We start from the raw sequence: 16,714 nt of genomic DNA, 5'->3' as shown, positions 1-16,714 counted from the left end.
CGCCCGCCGACTTTCCGGACCCCGGTGGTCGGGACGGTGCCGTTGGGGGATGCTGTTCCGGTGGCGGAGCCGGAGCTGGTGGATGTTGTCGTGGTGGGCCTCGGGGTGGGCGGCGAGGAGGTGGCCGAGCGACTCGCCGAGGCCGGCCTGAGCGTCGTCGGTGTCGAGCGGGACCTCGTCGGCGGCGAGTGCCCGTACTGGGGCTGCATCCCGAGCAAGATGATGATCAGGGCCGCCAACGCGCTCGCCGAGGCGCGTCGGGTCGACGGGCTGGCGGGCACGGCGCAGGTCCAGCCGGACTGGGCGCCGGTGGCGAAGCGGATCCGCGAGGAGGCCACCGACACCTGGGACGACAAGGTCGCGGTCGACCGGTTCACCGGCAAGGGTGGCCGGTTCGTCCGGGGTAGTGGCCGGCTCGACGGCCCGGCGCGCGTCCGCGTCGGCGACCAGGTGTTCCAGGCCCGGCACGGCATCGTCCTGGGCACCGGCACCCGGCCCTCGGTGCCGCCGATCGACGGCCTGGCCGACACGCCGTACTGGACCAACCACCAGGCGATCGAGGTCGAGGAGCTGCCGGAGTCGCTGCTGGTGCTCGGTGGTGGCGCGATCGGGCTGGAACTGGCCCAGGTCTTCGCGCGCTTCGGCGTCCGTGTCACCGTGGTGGAGGCGTTGGACCGGGTGCTGGCCGTGGAGGAGCCGGAGGCTTCCGACGTTGCCGCCGCCGCGCTGCGCGCCGACGGCGTCGAGATCCACACCGGGGTACGCGCCGAACGGGTCGACCATGACGGTGACCGTTTCACGCTGCACGGCGGTGGTGGGGCGGAGTTCACCGCCGAGCGCCTGCTCGTCGTCACCGGGCGTCGGGCGCACCTGGAGGAGTTGGGGCTGGACACCGTCGGCGTCGACGCCGAGCAGCGTTACCTGCCGGTGGACGACCGGATGCACGTCACCGAGGGCATCTGGGCGGTGGGTGACCTGACCGGCGAGGGGGCGTTCACGCACATCGCCATGTACCAGGCGGCCATCGTGGTGTCCGACGTCCTCGCCCACTACCGGCAGGCGACCGCCGGCCCGGACGCGAGCGGGACCGCCAGCGTGGTCGGCGGTGCGATGGGTTCCTCCAGTTCGCTGGCCGCCAGCGGATCGAGCGGCTCGGCCGGTACCGTCCCGCGCGCCGACTACCGCGCGCTGCCCCGGGTGACCTTCACCGATCCCGAGGTCGGCGCCGTGGGGCTGACCGAGCGGCAGGCCCGCGAACGCGGGATCAACGTGCAGGTCGGGTTCACCAAGCTCAGCAGCTCGACCCGGGGCTGGATCCACCGGGTCGGCGACGAGGGCTTCATCAAGCTCGTCGCGGACGCCGACCAGGGCGTGCTGATCGGCGCGACGTCGGTCGGCCCGGCCGGTGGCGAGGTGCTGTCGGCGCTCGTGGTGGCGGTGCACGCGGCCGTGCCGCTGAGCCAACTGCGGCACATGATCTACGCGTACCCCACGTTCCACCGTGCCATCGAGGACGCGCTGCGCGATCTGTCCTGACCACGAACCGGTTGAAGCCTGGCGAGCTGCGACAGTTGCACCGCAAAATCTGACCGTTTCACGGTTCATTTCTTTCATTTCTGTGACGTACGATTGCGGCCGTGACCAAGCGGTTGACTGAAGTTGCCAAGAAGGCGGGCGTCAGCGAGGCCACCGTCAGCCGGGTGCTCAACGGTCGGGACGGTGTCTCCGAGGCGACCCGGACGGCGGTGCTGACCGCGCTCGACGTGCTCGGCTACGAGCGGCCGACCAAGCTGCGCGGTGAGCGTGCCCGGCTGGTCGGGCTGGTGCTGCCCGAGTTGCAGAACCCGATCTTCCCGGCGCTCGCCGAGGTGGTGACCGGGACGCTCGCCCAGCGCGGCTACACGCCGGCCCTGTGCGCCCGCACCATCGGCGGCGTGTCCGAGATGGACTACGTCGAGATGCTCCTCGACCACCAGGTGTCCGGCGTGATCTTCGCCGGCGGCTCGTACGCGCTCGCCGACGCCCGGCACGACCACTACCGACGGCTGACCGACCGGGGCCTGCCGGTGGTGCTGGTCAACGCCGGTGTGGACGAGCTGGGCTTTCCCCGGGTCTCGACCGACGACGCGGTGGCGGTGGAGCAGGCGTACGGGCATCTGCGCTCGCTCGGCCACGAGCGGATCGGGATGGTGCTCGGCCCGGAGGGGCACGTGCCGTCCCGCCGCAAGCTGGACGCGATGGTGCAGGCCGCCGACTGGAGTGACGCCGAACGGGAGTGCGTCGAGCGTTCCAGCTTCTCGATGGAGGGCGCCCGGGTCGCCGCGACGAAGCTGGTCGAGCGGGGCGTGACCGGCATCATCTGCGCCAGCGACGTCCTGGCTCTGGGCACGATCCGGGCCGCCCGGCGGCTGGGTCGTGCGGTGCCGACGGACATCTCGGTGGTGGGCTTCGACGACTCCGCGTTCATGACCTGCACCGATCCGCCGCTGACCACTGTCCGGCAGCCGATCGAGACGATGGGACAGGCGGCGGTGGACCTGCTGGTGACCCAGATCGAGGGTGCCGGCGTCCTGCAGGACGAGCTGCTGTTCGAGCCGGAGCTGGTGGTCCGCGGCTCGACCGCGCCCGCACCCCGCCGGTGATCGCGCTCCTGGCCCACTGACCGACCTTCCCCGAAGGCCGTCGACCGCTCTCGCGGTCGACGGCCTTTTTGGTGCGCAAGTAGCCGCATAACGGGCGCAATCCCGCATCCTGTCGTCGTCTGTCGCCCCGATGTCGAGTCCTTTCAAAACCTCGTCGACACCTTGCTGAAATGAGTCGTGCTCGTTACAGTGACTCCACTCACACCTGGCTTCGGCGCAGCTACAGGGCGTCAGGTCGTATCACCGCAGATCAGCGCATCTCATGGAGACACCCGTTCCCGAAGGGATGGACAGATGTCCGTACCGCAATACCGAAGGGCTGCGACGCTGGCGCTCGTGGCCGGCCTGGGGTTCAGCCTCACGGCATGCTCCACGAAGAGTGACGACAAGGACTCGACCGCCGGCGGCAAGGTCACCATCACCGTCGACTGCCAGCCGGTCGGCGCGCAGAAAGAGCTGTTGAAGAACTGGAACGACGACGTTGCCGAGTTCCAGAAGCAGAACCCGGACATCGTCATCAAGAGCGTGAGCGTCGGCGAGCAGTGCAACAACCCGCCGGACTTCACCGCCCGCCTGGCCGGCGGCACCGTGACCGACGTGTTCTACGGGTACATGACGGATCTTCAGCAGGTGCTCGACTCCGGTCAGGCGATGGACATCTCCCAGTACGTCAACAAGGACACGATCTCCACCTGGGACAGCGTCGACCCGGCGCTCAAGGAGGTCTTCACCGACGGCGGCAAGCTCTACGCCGTACCGGTGAAGAACTACTCGATGGGCCTGGTCTACAACAAGGTCCTGTTCCAGCAGGCCGGGTTGGACGTCAACAACCCGCCCAAGACGTGGGGCGAGGTCCGGGCCGCCGCCAAGAAGATCTCGGCGCTCGGCAACGGCATCGCCGGCTACTCGGAGTACAGCGCCGGCAACACCGGCGGCTGGCACTTCACCTCGCTGCTCTACTCGCAGGGCGGCCAGGTGCTCACGGCCGACGGCAAGAAGGCCGACTTCAACAACCCGATGGGTAAGCAGGTCCTGCAGAACATCAAGGACATGCGGTACGGCGACAACAGCATGGGCTCCCGTCAGCTGCTCCAGTGGGGTGACCTGCTCACCAACGCCGGTGCGGGCAAGGTCGGCATGTTCATCGGCGCGCCGGACGCCACCCAGGCGATCGTCAGCCAGTTCCAGGGCAAGTTCCAGGACTGGGCGATGAGCCCGCTGCCCGGCCAGGACGGTCCGGCGAAGGGCACGCTCGGCGGTGGCGAGGGCTACTTCTTCAAGAAGGACCTCTCTCCCGAGCAGGTCAAGGCCGGTCTGAAGTGGGTCGCGTACCAGAAGCTGACCCCCGGCAAGGGCCAGTTCGACTACGTGCGCGCCAAGCCGCAGAACTATCCGGTGGGTCTGCCGCAGCCGCTGCTGTTCGCCAACGGCAGTGAGGTGCAGAAGCAGGAACTCGAGCTGCGCAAGGCCAACGCCAACGTCGACACCACGAACTTCGCCCTCTTCGAGGCGACCCCGGTGCCGATCAAGGGCGAGCCGCGTAACGCCCAGGCGATCTACGCGGTGCTCGACGCCGCGATGTCCGGGGTGCTGACGAACCCGAACGCGAACATCGACGCGCTGCTCAAGACGGCCGAAGAAAAGGTCAACCAGCTCCTCGCCGCGGAGAGCTGATCCGCAGGTGTGGGGGCCGTCGCACCGGCCCCCACACCCCGGCGCCGTACCGTCCGCCCCACCGATCTCCGCAGGAGTGTGCCGTGGCGATCACCGCCGCCCCCCAGGCCCCCGGGAAACCGGGCCGCCCGATGCCGTCGTACGCGGCAGGGCCGAAGCAGCGTACGAGCCTCGGCCGCAAGGTACGGGACAACCTCACCGGGCACGCCTTCCTGATCGGCGCCGTGCTCTGCTTCCTGGTCTTCTCCTGGTACCCGATGGTCCGTGGCGTCGTCATGAGCTTCCAGCGGACCCGGCGCGGCGAGACGACCTGGGTGGGCTGGGACAACTACACCCGCCTCCTCGCCGACCCCAGTTTCTGGCCGGCATGGAAGAACACCTTCTACTTCACGCTGCTCGCGCTCGTGCTCGGGTACGCGGTGCCGTTCTTCGTGGCGATCCTGCTCAACGAGTTCCGGCACGCCAAGGGCTACCTGCGGATCCTGGTCTACCTGCCGGTGATGCTGCCGCCGGCCTCGGCCCTGTACCTCTTCAAGTTCTACGCGTACGACCCCAGCGAGGCCGGGCTGTTCAACGCGATCCTCAAGGCGCTGCACCTGCCGACGTCGCAGTGGATGCAGTCGCCGGAGATGACGATGCCGGCCATGGTGATCGCGTCCACCTGGATGAACATGGGCGGCGCTGTGCTGATCTACCTGGCGTCCCTGCAGAACATCCCCGGCGAACTGTACGAGGCCGCCGAGCTCGACGGCGCCGGGATCTTCAAGCGGATCCGCCACGTGACGATCCCGCAGACCCGGCTCATCCTCGCGCTCCTGGCGATGATCCAGATCGTCGCCACGATGCAGCTCTTCATCGAGCCACTGATCCTCGCCAACGGCGCGGGCGCGGAGGACTCCGCGACCACCGTGGCGTACCTCATCTACCAGCACGGGTTCTTCCAGAACGACCTCAACGGCGCGGCCGCACTCGGCGTGCTCATGCTCGTGGTGCTGGCCGGCTTCTCCGCCGTGTACGTGCGGCTGACTGCGAAACAGGACTAGGACGGCGCGCAATGGCACAGGACTCCGGAACCCGGACCCTCATCTCGCATGCCCAGATCAGCCGAGGGCGCGGGCGGGTCATCTACTGGACGCTGCTGGTCGTCGTCGTGACGGCGTTCACGCTCGTCTTTATCGGGCCGCTCTACTGGATGGTCACCGGCGCGCTCAAGTCCGGCCAGGAGATCGCGCAGACCCCACCCACGCTGTTCCCGAAGGACCCGCAGCCGCAGAACTACATCGACGCCTGGAACAACCTGGAACTCGCCAAGCTGCTGTTCAACACGTTCTACTACGCGATCGGCGCGGTGCTGTTCCAGCTCGTCCTCGACGCGGCCGCCGCGTACTCGTTGTCGAAACTGCGACCGATCTTCGGCAACGTGATTCTCGGGCTGATGCTCGCCACGCTGATGATTCCGGCAATGGTGCTCATCGTCCCCCAGTACGTGACCGTTATCGACCTGCCGATCCTGCACATCAACCTGCTCGACTCGCCGTTCGCCATCTGGCTGCCGCTGGTGGCGAACGCATTCAACATCTTTCTGCTGAAGCGATTCTTCGATTCGATTCCCGAAGAATTGATGGCGGCGGCCCTGGTCGACGGGGCGACGTCGCTGCGGACGCTCTGGTCGATCATCCTGCCGATGTCCCGCCCGATCCTCGGCGTCGTCGCGATCCTGGCCATGACGGCGGTCTGGAAGGACTTCCTCTGGCCGAAGCTGGTCATGCCCTCACCGGAGACCCGGACGGTCAGTGTCGGCATCTACTCCTTCGCGGGCGGTACGCCCATGAACATCGTGATCGCCGCGTCGGTCATCGCCGCCATCCCGACCGTTATCGTCTTCCTGATCTTCCAGCGGAACATCATGTCTGGCCTGACCGCCGGCAGCATCAAGGGATAGCCACCACCGAAGACAGCGGAGCGAACAACGGCCGTTCGTCCGACACACAATCGCCACCGGCGTACCCGGCGACGTACTGACGCAGAAAGCAGGTGCTCGTGTCCACAGCAGACAGCAGTCCGTGGTGGCGTGGAGCCGTTATCTATCAGGTGTACCCACGCAGCTTCGCCGACGGCAACGGTGACGGCATCGGTGACATCGCAGGTATCCGCTCCCGCCTGAACCACCTGTCCGCGCTTGGCATCGACGCGATCTGGTTCAGTCCCTGGTATCCGTCGCCGATGGCCGACGCCGGGTACGACGTGTCCGACTACCGCGACATCGATCCGGTCTTCGGCACGCTCGCCGAGGTCGAGGCGCTGATCGCGGAGGCGCACGAGCTGGGCATCCGGACGATCGTCGACGTGGTGCCCAACCACTGCTCCGACGCGCACCCGTGGTTCCAGGCCGCGCTGGCCGGCGGTCCGGGGGCGCCCGAGCGGGACCTGTTCTGGTTCCGCCCCGGGCGGGGCCCGAACGGCGACCAGCGGCCCACCGACTGGGTGGGTGAGTTCGGCGGCGAGACGTGGACCCGCACCACCAACCCGGACGGCACGCCCGGCGACTGGTACCTGCACCTCTTCGCCCCCCAGCAGCCGGACTTCAACTGGGACCACCCCCGGGTACGGGCCGAGTTCGAGGACATCCTGCGGTTCTGGTTCGACCGGGGCGTCGACGGCATCCGGATCGACTCCGCCGGCCTGCTCGTGAAGGACGGGACGCTGCCCGAGGTCGAGCCGGACCGGCCGCACCCGTTCCACGACCTCGACGGGGTGCACGACATCTACCGGGGCTGGCGGCGGGTCGCCGACTCGTACGCCGACCGCGCGCTGATCGGTGAGGTGTGGTTGCCGGACCGGCAACGGTTCGCCAACTACCTGCGCCCCGACGAACTGCACGCCGCGTTCAACTTCGACTTCCTCGGCTGCGCCTGGGACGCCTCCGCGCTGCGGGAGAGCATCGACGGCACGCTGAGCGCGCACGCGCCGGTCGGCGCGCCCGCCACCTGGGTGCTCTCCAACCACGACGTGACCCGGCACGTCACCCGCTACGGCCGGGCGGACACCACGTTCAGCTTCGCCGCGAAGCGCGAGGGGATCCCCACCGACCTGGAGCTGGGCACCCGGCGGGCGCGGGCCGCCGCGCTGCTGTCACTGTCGCTGCCCGGCGCCGCCTACGTCTACCAGGGCGAGGAGCTGGGGCTCTGGGAGGTCGAGGACATCCCGTACGCGATGCGGCAGGACCCGATGTGGGAACGCTCCGGACGGGTCGACCCCGGGCGGGACGGCTGCCGGGTGCCGCTGCCCTGGGCCGGTGACGAGCCGCCCTTCGAGTTCAGCCCCGAAGGCTCGGCGGCGCCCTGGTTGCCCCAGCCGGCCGACTGGAAGGACCGGACGGCGCTGGCGCAGACCGGCGACGCGGCCTCGATGTTGGAGCTGTACCGGGAGGCCATCCACGTCCGGCGCGCCGAGGCGGCGCTCGGCGCCGGCGAGTTGACCTGGCTGCCCGCCCCGGACGGCGTGCTGGCCTTCAGCCGCGGCGGCGGCTTCCACTGCCTCGTCAACCTCACCGACGCGGCGGTGCCGATGCCCGTCGACGGGGAGGTGCTGCTGGCCAGCGGCCCCCTCGACGACGGGCTGCTGCCGTCGGACACCGCCGTCTGGCTGCGTACCCCCGACGAGGCCGACGGACCGCGCGCGGACGCCGCCGCCCTGACCTGATCCGACGTGGTGCCGGCGGTCCCGTCCCGACCGCCGGCACCACACCACCCGCCCACCGCGCCCACGAAGGGAGTACGAGGGACCGCCACACCGCACCGACACGGGGGACCTGGCCTGCCTGACGAAAGGGAGAGCGCAGCTCATGGCCAACCACACCACCGGCACTCCGCCCCACCTTCGACACCCGGCCCGGGCAGGGTTGGCCGCCATCGCCGCCACCCTGCTCGCGGCCACCACCCTGACCACCCTCGCGGTCACCGGCAGTGCCACCCCGGCCTCGGCGGCCGGGTTGTCCCCCTTCGACATCTCCGGCCGGGGCGCCACCGTCCCCTTTCTTGAGCAGGAGGCGGAGAAGGCCGCGCACAACGGCACGAAGATCGGCCCGGACCGGCGCTACGGCACGCTGCCGTCGGAGGCGTCCGGCCGGGAGGCGGTCACCCTCGACGCCGTCGGTGAGTACGTCGAGTTCACGCTCACCGCTCCGGCCAACGCGGTCACCTTCCGGTACAGCCTGCCGGACAACTCCTCGGGCACGGGCCGGGACGCCACCATCGACCTGCGGGCCAACGGCAACCTGCTGAAGTCGGTCCCGGTCACGTCGAAGTACGGCTGGTACTACGGCGGCTACCCGTTCAACAACAACCCGGGCGACACCAACCCGCACCACTTCTACGACGAGACCCGGGCGTTGTTCGGCAGCACCCAGCCGGCCGGCACGAAGATCCGGTTGCAGGTCTCCTCGACCGCCCAGTCACCCACCTTCACGATCGACCTGGCCGACTTCGAGGTGGTCGCGCCGATCGCGAAGCCCTCCGGTGTCATCGATGTGGTCACCGACTTCGGCGCGGACCCGACCGGCGCGACCGACTCGACCGCGAAGTTCCAGGCGGCGGTCGACGCTGGCAAGGCCCAGGGCCGGGCGGTCTGGATCCCGACCGGCACGTTCACCCTCTGGGACCACGTGGTGGTCGACGGGGTGACCCTGCGCGGCGCCGGCCCCTGGTACTCGGTGCTCGGCGGCCGGCACCCCACCGACCGCAAGCGGGCGGCCGGCATCTACGGCAAGTACGTCCCCGGCGGCGGCTACACCGGTGAGATCCGGTCGCACGAGGCGAACGGGCCGAGCCGCAACGTCACCCTGCGGGACTTCGCCATCATCGGCGACATCCGCGAGCGGGTGGACGACGACCAGGTCAACGCGCTGGGCGGGGCGATGACCAACTCGGTGGTGGACAACCTCTGGTTGGAGAACACCAAGGTCGGCGCGTGGATGGACGGGCCGATGGACAACTTCACCATCCGCAACAGCCGGATCCTCGACCAGACCGCGGACGGGGTGAACTTCCACACCGGCGTCACCAACTCGACGGTGACCAACACGTTCGTCCGCAACACCGGCGACGACGCGCTCGCCATGTGGGCGCAGAGCGTGCCGAACGTCAACAACTCGTTCACGCACAACACCATCGGTGTGACGCTGCTGGCGAACCACCTGGTGAGCTACGGCGGCCGGGACATCAAGATCACTGACAACGTGACGGCCGACTCGTTGACCAACGGCGGCGGCATCCACGTCGCCAACCGCTACCCGGGTGTGCAGGGCGACACCGCCGTCCGGGGCACCTGGACGATCGCCCGGAACACGTTGATCCGCAACGGCAACTCGGACTACAACTGGAACTTCGGCGTCGGGGCGATCTGGTTCTCCGCCCTGAACGAGGCGTTCCAGCAGGCCACCATCAACATCACCGACACCGACATCCTGGACAGCTCGTACGCGGCGCTGCACTGGATCGAGGGTCAGACCAGCGGCATCAACCTCACCAACGTCCGCATCGACGGCGCCGGCACGTACGCGCTCCAGGTGCAGGCACCCAGCCAGGTGTCGTTCACCAACGTGCGGGCCACCAACATCGCCCAGAGCAACCCGATGCACAACTGCGTGGGTGGCGGCTTCCAGATCACCCAGGGCTCGGGCAACTCGGGCTGGTACACCTCGACCCCGTACTGCGGCCCGTGGCCGGAGCCGCAGTGGGGTGGTGGGCCCAGCACCCCGCCGACCACCGGCCCGACCACCGGCCCGACCACCGCGCCGCCCACGACCGCGCCGCCGACCACCGCGCCGCCGACCACCGCGCCCCCGACGACCCCGCCGCCCACCGGTGGGAACCTGGCGCTGAACCGGTCGACGGTCGCGACCAGCACCAACCAGAGCTACACGGCGGGCAACGTGGTGGACGGCAACGCCTCGACCTACTGGGAGAGCGCCAACAACGCCTTCCCGCAGTCGGTCACCGTCGACCTGGGCGCGGTCCGCTCGGTCGACCGGGTGGTGCTCAAGCTGCCCGCCGGCTGGGAGCAGCGCACCGAGACACTGTCGGTGCTCGGCTCCACGGACGGCTCGTCGTACGGCACGCTGGCGTCGTCCGCCGGTCGGGTCTTCGCACCCGGCTCGGGCAACACCGTGTCGATCGGGCTGCCCTCCGGTGACCGCCGCTACATCCGGGTCACCGTGACCGGCAACACCGGCTGGCCGGCCGCGCAGCTCAGCGAGGTCGAGGTGTACGGCGGCACGCAGACCACGGCCCCGCCCACCACCGCGCCCCCGACGACCACCCCGCCCCCGACCACGCCGGCCCCCACCGGCAACCTGGCGGCGGGACGGTCGATCACCGAGACCAGCCACTCCGACGTGTACGCCGCGCCCAACGCGGTGGACGGCAACGCGAACACCTACTGGGAGAGCGCCAACAACGCCTTCCCGCAGTCGCTGACCGTCGACCTGGGCGCGACCCGAACGGTGTCCCGGGTCGTACTGAAGCTGCCGCCGTCGTCGGCCTGGCAGACGCGCACGCAGAACCTGGCGGTGCTCGGCTCCACCGACGGCTCGGCGTTCAACACCCTCAAGGCGTCCGCCGGCTACACCTTCAACCCGTCCAGCGGCAACACGGTCACCGTGACCTTCACGGCGACCAGCCAGCGGTACCTGCGCCTGACCGTCACCGGCAACACGGGCTGGCCCGCCGGTCAGCTCAGCGAGTTCGAGGTCTACTCCAGCTAGGCCGACGGCCCCCGCCCGACCAGGGCGGGGGCCACCGCACCGTCCCCCACCTGTCGCGGCACGACGGGCGTACCCCTGCGCCCGTCACCGGGCAACGCACCCCACACCACCCCCGAAAGAGGTGTAGCGACCGATGTCCAGAAACGGCCCCACCCGAGGCACCCCGCGAACCGGCTCGCCCGGTTCGACCGTCCGAGCCGACCGATCGCCGGCCCGCCGCCGACTGCTCGCCGGCACGCTCGCCGGACTGCTCCTCGCCGCCGCTCCCGCCGTCACCCCCGCGACCGCGGCCCCAGCGGCGACGCCCGCCTCCGCACCCGCGGGTTCCGCCCGCGCGGCCCTGCTCGCCGGGCTCTCGGCCACCATGAGCGCCAGCAGCTACAACCAGAACTACGTGGCGAGCAACGCGAACGACGGCAACGCCTCGACCTACTGGGAGAGCGCCAACAACGCGTTCCCGCAGTGGATCCAGGCCGACCTGGGCGCGACGGTCGGCGTGGACCGGGTCGTGCTGAAGCTGCCGCCGTCGTCGGACTGGCAGACGCGTACGCAGACGCTGTCGGTGCTCGGCTCCACCAACGGCTCGTCCTTCAGCACCCTGAAGTCGTCGGCCGACTACACCTTCAACCCGAGCAGCGGCAACACCGCGACCGTCAGCTTCACCGCCGCCAGCACCCGCTACGTCCGGGTGCAGGTCACCGGCAACACCGGCTGGCCGGCCGCGCAGCTCTCCGAGGTGGAGGTGTACGGATCCAGCGGCAGCACCGACACCCAGGCCCCCAGCGCCCCCGGCAACCTGGCGTACACCCAACCGGCCAGCGGGCAGATCCGGCTCACCTGGTCGGCGTCGAGCGACAACGTCGGGGTGACCGGGTACGACGTCTACGCCAACGGCGCGCTGCGCGGCAGCGTCAGCGGCTCGACGCTGACGTACACCGACAGCCAGGCGGACAGCGCCACGGTCTCGTACTACGTGCGGGCCAGGGACGCGGCCGGCAACCAGTCATCGAACAGCAACACGGTGACCCGTACCGGCACCGGCAACCCGCCCACCGGGAGCAACCTGGCGGTCGGCAAGCCGATCACCGCCTCCGGGTACGTGCACACGTTCGTGGCGACCAACGCCAACGACAACAACGTGGCCACCTACTGGGAGGGCAACGGCAACCCGAGCACGCTGACCGTGCAGCTCGGCGCGAACGCCAGCCTCAGCCAGATCGTGCTGAAGCTCAACCCGGACTCGGCGTGGGGTACGCGTACCCAGAACATCACCGTGCTCGGCCGGGACCAAGGCTCGTCGAGCTTCACCACGCTGGTCGGCGCGACGAACTACACGTTCAACCCGGGCAGCGGCAACACGGTGACCATCCCGGTCTCCGGCGCGGCGGCCGACGTACGCCTCTCGATCGCCTCGAACACCGGCGCCCCGGCCGGTCAGGTGGCCGAGTTCCAGGTCTTCGGCACCCCCGCGCCGAACCCGGACCTCACCGTCACCGGCATGTCGTTCAGCCCGTCCGCACCCGTCGAGACCAGCACCGTCACGCTCTCGGCGACCGTGCGGAACGCCGGATCGGCGGCCTCCGCCGCGACCAACGTCAACTTCTACCTGGGCTCCACCCGGGTCGGCACCGCGTCGGTCGGTGCCCTCGCGGCCGGCGCGTCGACCACGGTCAGCGCCAGCATCGGCACCCGCGACGCGGGCAGCTACCCGCTCAGCGCGAAGGTCGACGAGTCGAACACCGTCGTCGAGCAGGACGACACCAACAACAGCTACTCCAACCCCAGCCCGCTGGTCGTCAGCCCGGTCGCCACCAGTGACCTGGTCGCCTCCTCGGTCGCCTGGTCGCCGGGGAACCCGTCGGCCGGCAACACCGTCACGTTCTCGGTGTCGATCCGCAACGCCGGCAGTGTGGCGTCGGCGTCCGGTTCGCACGGCATCACGCTCACCGTTCTCAACGACTCCGGCACCGTGGTCCGTACCCTGACCGGCTCGTACTCCGGTGTGATCAACGCCGGGGCCACCGTCGGCCCGGTCAACCTGGGCACCTGGACGGCGGCGAACGGCAAGTACACCGTCCGGGTCGTGCTCGCCGCCGACGCCAACGAGCTGCCGGTCAAGCAGACCAACAACACCTCCGACCAGCCGCTCTTCGTCGGGCGTGGCGCCAACATGCCGTACGACATGTACGAGGCCGAGGACGGCGTGGTCGGCGGCGGCGCGAACGTCGTGGGCCCGAACCGGACCGTCGGCGACGTCGCCGGTGAGGCGTCCGGCCGGCGTGCGGTGACCCTGAACTCGACCGGCGCCTACGTCGAGTTCACCACCCGGGCCAGCACCAACACGCTTGTCACCCGCTTCTCCATCCCGGACGCGGCGGGCGGCGGGGGCATCAACTCGACGCTCAACGTCTACGTCGACGGCACGTTCCACAAGGCCATCGACCTGACGTCCCGCTACGCCTGGCTGTACGGCAACGAGACCAGCCCGGGGAACACTCCGAGCGCGGGCGGACCGCGCCACATCTACGACGAAGCCAACGTCATGCTCAACTCGACCGTGCCGGCCGGCAGCAAGATCCGCCTGCAGAAGGACGCGGCCAACACCACCACGTACGCGATCGACTTCATCAACACCGAGCAGGTGTCGCCGATCGCCAACCCGGACTCGGCGCGGTACGCCACGCCGACCGGCTTCACCCACCAGGACGTGCAGAACGCCCTGGACCGGGTCCGGATGGACACCACCGGCAACCTGATCGGGGTGTACCTGCCCGCCGGCAACTACTCCACCTCGTCCAAGTTCCAGGTGTACGGCAAGGCGGTCCAGGTGACCGGCGCGGGCCCCTGGTACACCCGGTTCAACGCGCCGTCCGGCCAGGAGAACACCGACATCGGCTTCCGGGCCGAGAACTCGGCGGCCGGCTCGTCGTTCAAGAACTTCGCGTACTTCGGCAACTACACCTCTCGCATCGACGGTCCGGGCAAGGTGTTCGACTTCTCCAACGTGTCGAACATCGTGATCGACAACATCTGGGCCGAGCACCAGGTCTGCCTCTACTGGGGCGCCAACACCGACTACATGACGATCCGGAACTCACGGATCCGCAACCTGTTCGCCGACGGCGTCAACATGACCAACGGCAGCACCAACAACCTGGTCAGCAACAACGACGCACGGGCCACCGGCGACGACAGCTTCGCGCTGTTCTCGGCGATCGACGCGGGCGGCGCCGACATGAAGGACAACGTCTACGAGAACCTGACGTCGACGCTGACCTGGCGGGCCGCCGGCGTGGCCGTCTACGGCGGCTACGGCAACACGTTCCGCAACATCTACATCGCGGACACGCTCGTCTACTCCGGCATCACCATCAGCTCGCTCGACTTCGGCTACCCGATGAACGGCTTCGGCGCGAGCCCGCCGACGAAGTTCGAGAACATCTCGATCGTGCGAGCCGGTGGGCACTTCTGGGGTGGGCAGACCTTCCCGGCGATCTGGGTGTTCTCCGCCTCGAAGGTGTTCCAGGGCATCCGCGTCAGCGACGTGGACATCGTCGATCCGACCTACAGCGGCATCATGTTCCAGACCAACTACGTCGGTGGGCAGCCGCAGAACCCGATCACCGACACGGTCTTCACCAACATCTCCATCAGCGGCGCCCGCAAGAGCGGTGACGCCTACGACGCCAAGTCCGGCTTCGGCATCTGGGCCAACCCCATGCCGGAGTCCGGGCAGGGTCCCGCCGTCGGGTCGGTCACCTTCACCAACCTGCGGCTGAGCAACAACGCGGTGGACATCCAGAACCCCACGACGACCTTCACCATCAACCGCAACTGATTCACCCGGTAGCCGACGCCGCCGGGAGGTCCCACCCTCCCGGCGGCGTTGTGCCGTGCCGGCCCTCGCCCGCGGCGAACCGGGCCGCGCCGGCCAGCGCGTCGGTGTCCAGCGAATCCATCCCGTACGCCAGTTCGGTCGCCAGCGCCTCCGCCTCGGGCCGTCCGACGCCGGCCAGCAGGGCCGCCCGGTCGTTGCGCAGGCAGGTCTGCGGGTGCCGCGCGATCGCCGTCGCCAGTTCCTCGGCCGCCGCCCGCGCCTGGCCCGTCGGCACCACCCGGTTGGCCAACCCCATGGCGTACGCCTCGTCGGCCGGCACCGCCCGCCCGGTGAGGATCAGGTCCATCGCGCGGCTCTCCCCGACCAGTCGAGGCAGCCGGACCGTGCCGCCGTCGATCAGCGGTACGCCCCAGCGGCGGCAGAACACTCCGAGCGTGGCGTCGGATTCGGCGACCCGCAGGTCACACCAGAGCGCCAGTTCCAGACCGCCGGCCACCGCGTACCCCGAGATGGCCGCGATCACCGGCTTGCTGAGCACCATCCGGGTGGGACCCATCGGGCCGTCCCCCTCCGGCTCCACCCGGTTGCCTCTCGGCGTGCCGATGGCCTTCAGGTCGGCTCCGGCGCAGAACGTGCCGCCCGCCCCCCACAGCACGGCGACCGCCGCGTCCGGATCAGCCTCGAAGGCGCGGAAGGCATCCGCCAACGCCCGAGCGGTAGCCCCGTCGACAGCGTTCCGCGCCTCCGGCCGATCCAGAATCACCGTAGTGACAGCCCCGTTGCGCTCCACCCGCACACCCATCCCGCCAGCATGCCCGCCCCCGGCAGGTTTGTCGTCAGCGACCGGTTTGGGAGGGGGATCGCCGGGAAGTCGGTACTCGTGCGAGCGCTATTGACGAAAGTTGAGCAGGACTCCCGGCTGGACCGCGCGGGTGACCGGTTGCAGAAGGCTGTCCTGGGGACGCTGCGACCGCGGCGACTGCGGGACCTGCTGCACGGCGTGACGCTGGGGCACCCGCTGCACCCGGCCATGGTGCAGGTGCCGGTCGGGGCGTGGATCAGTGCCGCCGTGCTGGACCTGATGCCAGGGCAGCGCCGACCGGCGACCGTGCTGGTCGGCTTGGGGACGGTCAGCGCCCTGCCGGCGGCGGTCGCCGGGTTGAACGACTGGGCGGCGCTCTCCCGGGACCAGCGCCGGGTCGGCCTCGTGCACGCGGCCGCGAACACCGTCGGTGTCGGCCTCTACGCCGGCTCACTGGCGGCGCGGCTCTCCGGGCGGAGCGGCGTCGGCAGGGCGCTCGGGTTCCTCGGCCTCTCCGCCGTCAGCCTCGGCGCGTACATCGGCGGGCATCTGGCGTACAAGCAGGGCGCCCAGGTCAACCAGAGCGTGTCCGAGCTGCACCGGATGAGCGACGGCTGGCACTCGCTGGCCGACATGGCCACCCTGCCGCAGCGCACGCTGATCACCCGAGAGGTAGACGACGACATCTCGGTGATCCTCTACCGCCACGGTGACGAGGTCACGGTGATGCTGGAGCGGTGCCCGCACCAGAGCGGGCCGCTGGGCGAGGGCGAGGTCCAGGAGATCGACGGCCACGCGTGCGTGGTCTGCCCGTGGCACGGCAGCGCGTTCCGTCTCAACGGCGGCGAGGTCATGCAAGGTCCCTCCGGCAATGACCAGCAGATCCTGCCCACCCGCATCCAGGACGGCGTGCTCCAGACCCGTCTCCCCTGACAGCGTGCTGCGGGGTCGACGATGACCGGCCGCCCTCGACGCACTGATGCCACATAGTCATC

Annotated in this window: 10 protein-coding genes; 9 read left to right on the top strand and 1 reads right to left on the bottom strand. The window is 69.6% G+C overall.

The genetic code is table 11. The annotated features are described in order from the left end of the window. The first annotated feature begins 60 nt into the window (after positions 1–60). The 8 genes from AB0J36_RS10090 (at position 61) to AB0J36_RS10055 (ending at position 14,917) form a co-directional block, all read left to right on the top strand. Complete coding sequence (locus tag AB0J36_RS10090; protein WP_357171654.1) at positions 61–1,536, top strand: FAD-dependent oxidoreductase; 1,476 nt, start codon at positions 61–63, stop codon at positions 1,534–1,536. Between the two features lie 101 nt (positions 1,537–1,637). Beyond that, on the top strand, positions 1,638–2,642 hold the full coding sequence (locus tag AB0J36_RS10085) for a LacI family DNA-binding transcriptional regulator (protein ID WP_357171652.1): 1,005 nt from the start codon (positions 1,638–1,640) through the stop codon (positions 2,640–2,642). Between the two features lie 294 nt (positions 2,643–2,936). After that, positions 2,937–4,316 (top strand): extracellular solute-binding protein, encoded by a 1,380-nt coding sequence (locus AB0J36_RS10080; RefSeq protein ID WP_363660406.1) that lies wholly within the window; start codon positions 2,937–2,939, stop codon positions 4,314–4,316. An 83-nt stretch (positions 4,317–4,399) separates the two neighbouring features. After that, entirely contained in the window at positions 4,400–5,359 is a 960-nt protein-coding gene (locus tag AB0J36_RS10075) for a sugar ABC transporter permease (RefSeq protein ID WP_357132035.1), read from the top strand. 11 nt (positions 5,360–5,370) lie between these two features. Further along, positions 5,371–6,258, top strand: coding sequence for a carbohydrate ABC transporter permease (locus AB0J36_RS10070; RefSeq protein WP_357132032.1), 888 nt, complete (start codon positions 5,371–5,373; stop codon positions 6,256–6,258). Positions 6,259–6,356: 98 nt separating this feature from the next. After that, the gene (locus AB0J36_RS10065; protein ID WP_363660405.1) at positions 6,357–8,018 is read left to right on the top strand and encodes a glycoside hydrolase family 13 protein; all 1,662 of its coding nucleotides are present in this window, start codon (positions 6,357–6,359) and stop codon (positions 8,016–8,018) included. A 142-nt stretch (positions 8,019–8,160) separates the two neighbouring features. Then, a complete protein-coding gene (locus tag AB0J36_RS10060; RefSeq protein ID WP_363660404.1) occupies positions 8,161–11,079 on the top strand; it encodes a discoidin domain-containing protein in 2,919 nt (972 codons plus the stop codon). Positions 11,080–11,212: 133 nt separating this feature from the next. Continuing rightward, positions 11,213–14,917, top strand: coding sequence for a discoidin domain-containing protein (locus AB0J36_RS10055; RefSeq protein WP_363660403.1), 3,705 nt, complete (start codon positions 11,213–11,215; stop codon positions 14,915–14,917). A 1-nt stretch (position 14,918) separates the two neighbouring features. Here the strand turns inward: AB0J36_RS10055 and AB0J36_RS10050 are convergent, their stop codons facing one another. Further along, positions 14,919–15,719 (bottom strand): crotonase/enoyl-CoA hydratase family protein, encoded by an 801-nt coding sequence (locus AB0J36_RS10050; protein WP_357132020.1) that lies wholly within the window; start codon positions 15,717–15,719, stop codon positions 14,919–14,921. Between the two features lie 78 nt (positions 15,720–15,797). On the opposite strand from AB0J36_RS10050, the gene AB0J36_RS10045 reads away from it, so the two are divergent. Further along, positions 15,798–16,652 carry a DUF2231 domain-containing protein gene (locus tag AB0J36_RS10045; RefSeq protein WP_357132017.1) on the top strand — a complete coding sequence of 285 codons (855 nt, stop codon included), beginning with the start codon at positions 15,798–15,800 and terminating at the stop codon, positions 16,650–16,652. Positions 16,653–16,714 lie beyond the last annotated feature (62 nt).

The sequence above is a fragment of the Micromonospora sp. NPDC049662 genome (assembly GCF_040675055.1).
Taxonomy (GTDB): Bacteria; Actinomycetota; Actinomycetes; order Mycobacteriales; family Micromonosporaceae; genus Micromonospora.
This window is presented reverse-complemented; position numbering and strand designations above follow the sequence as displayed.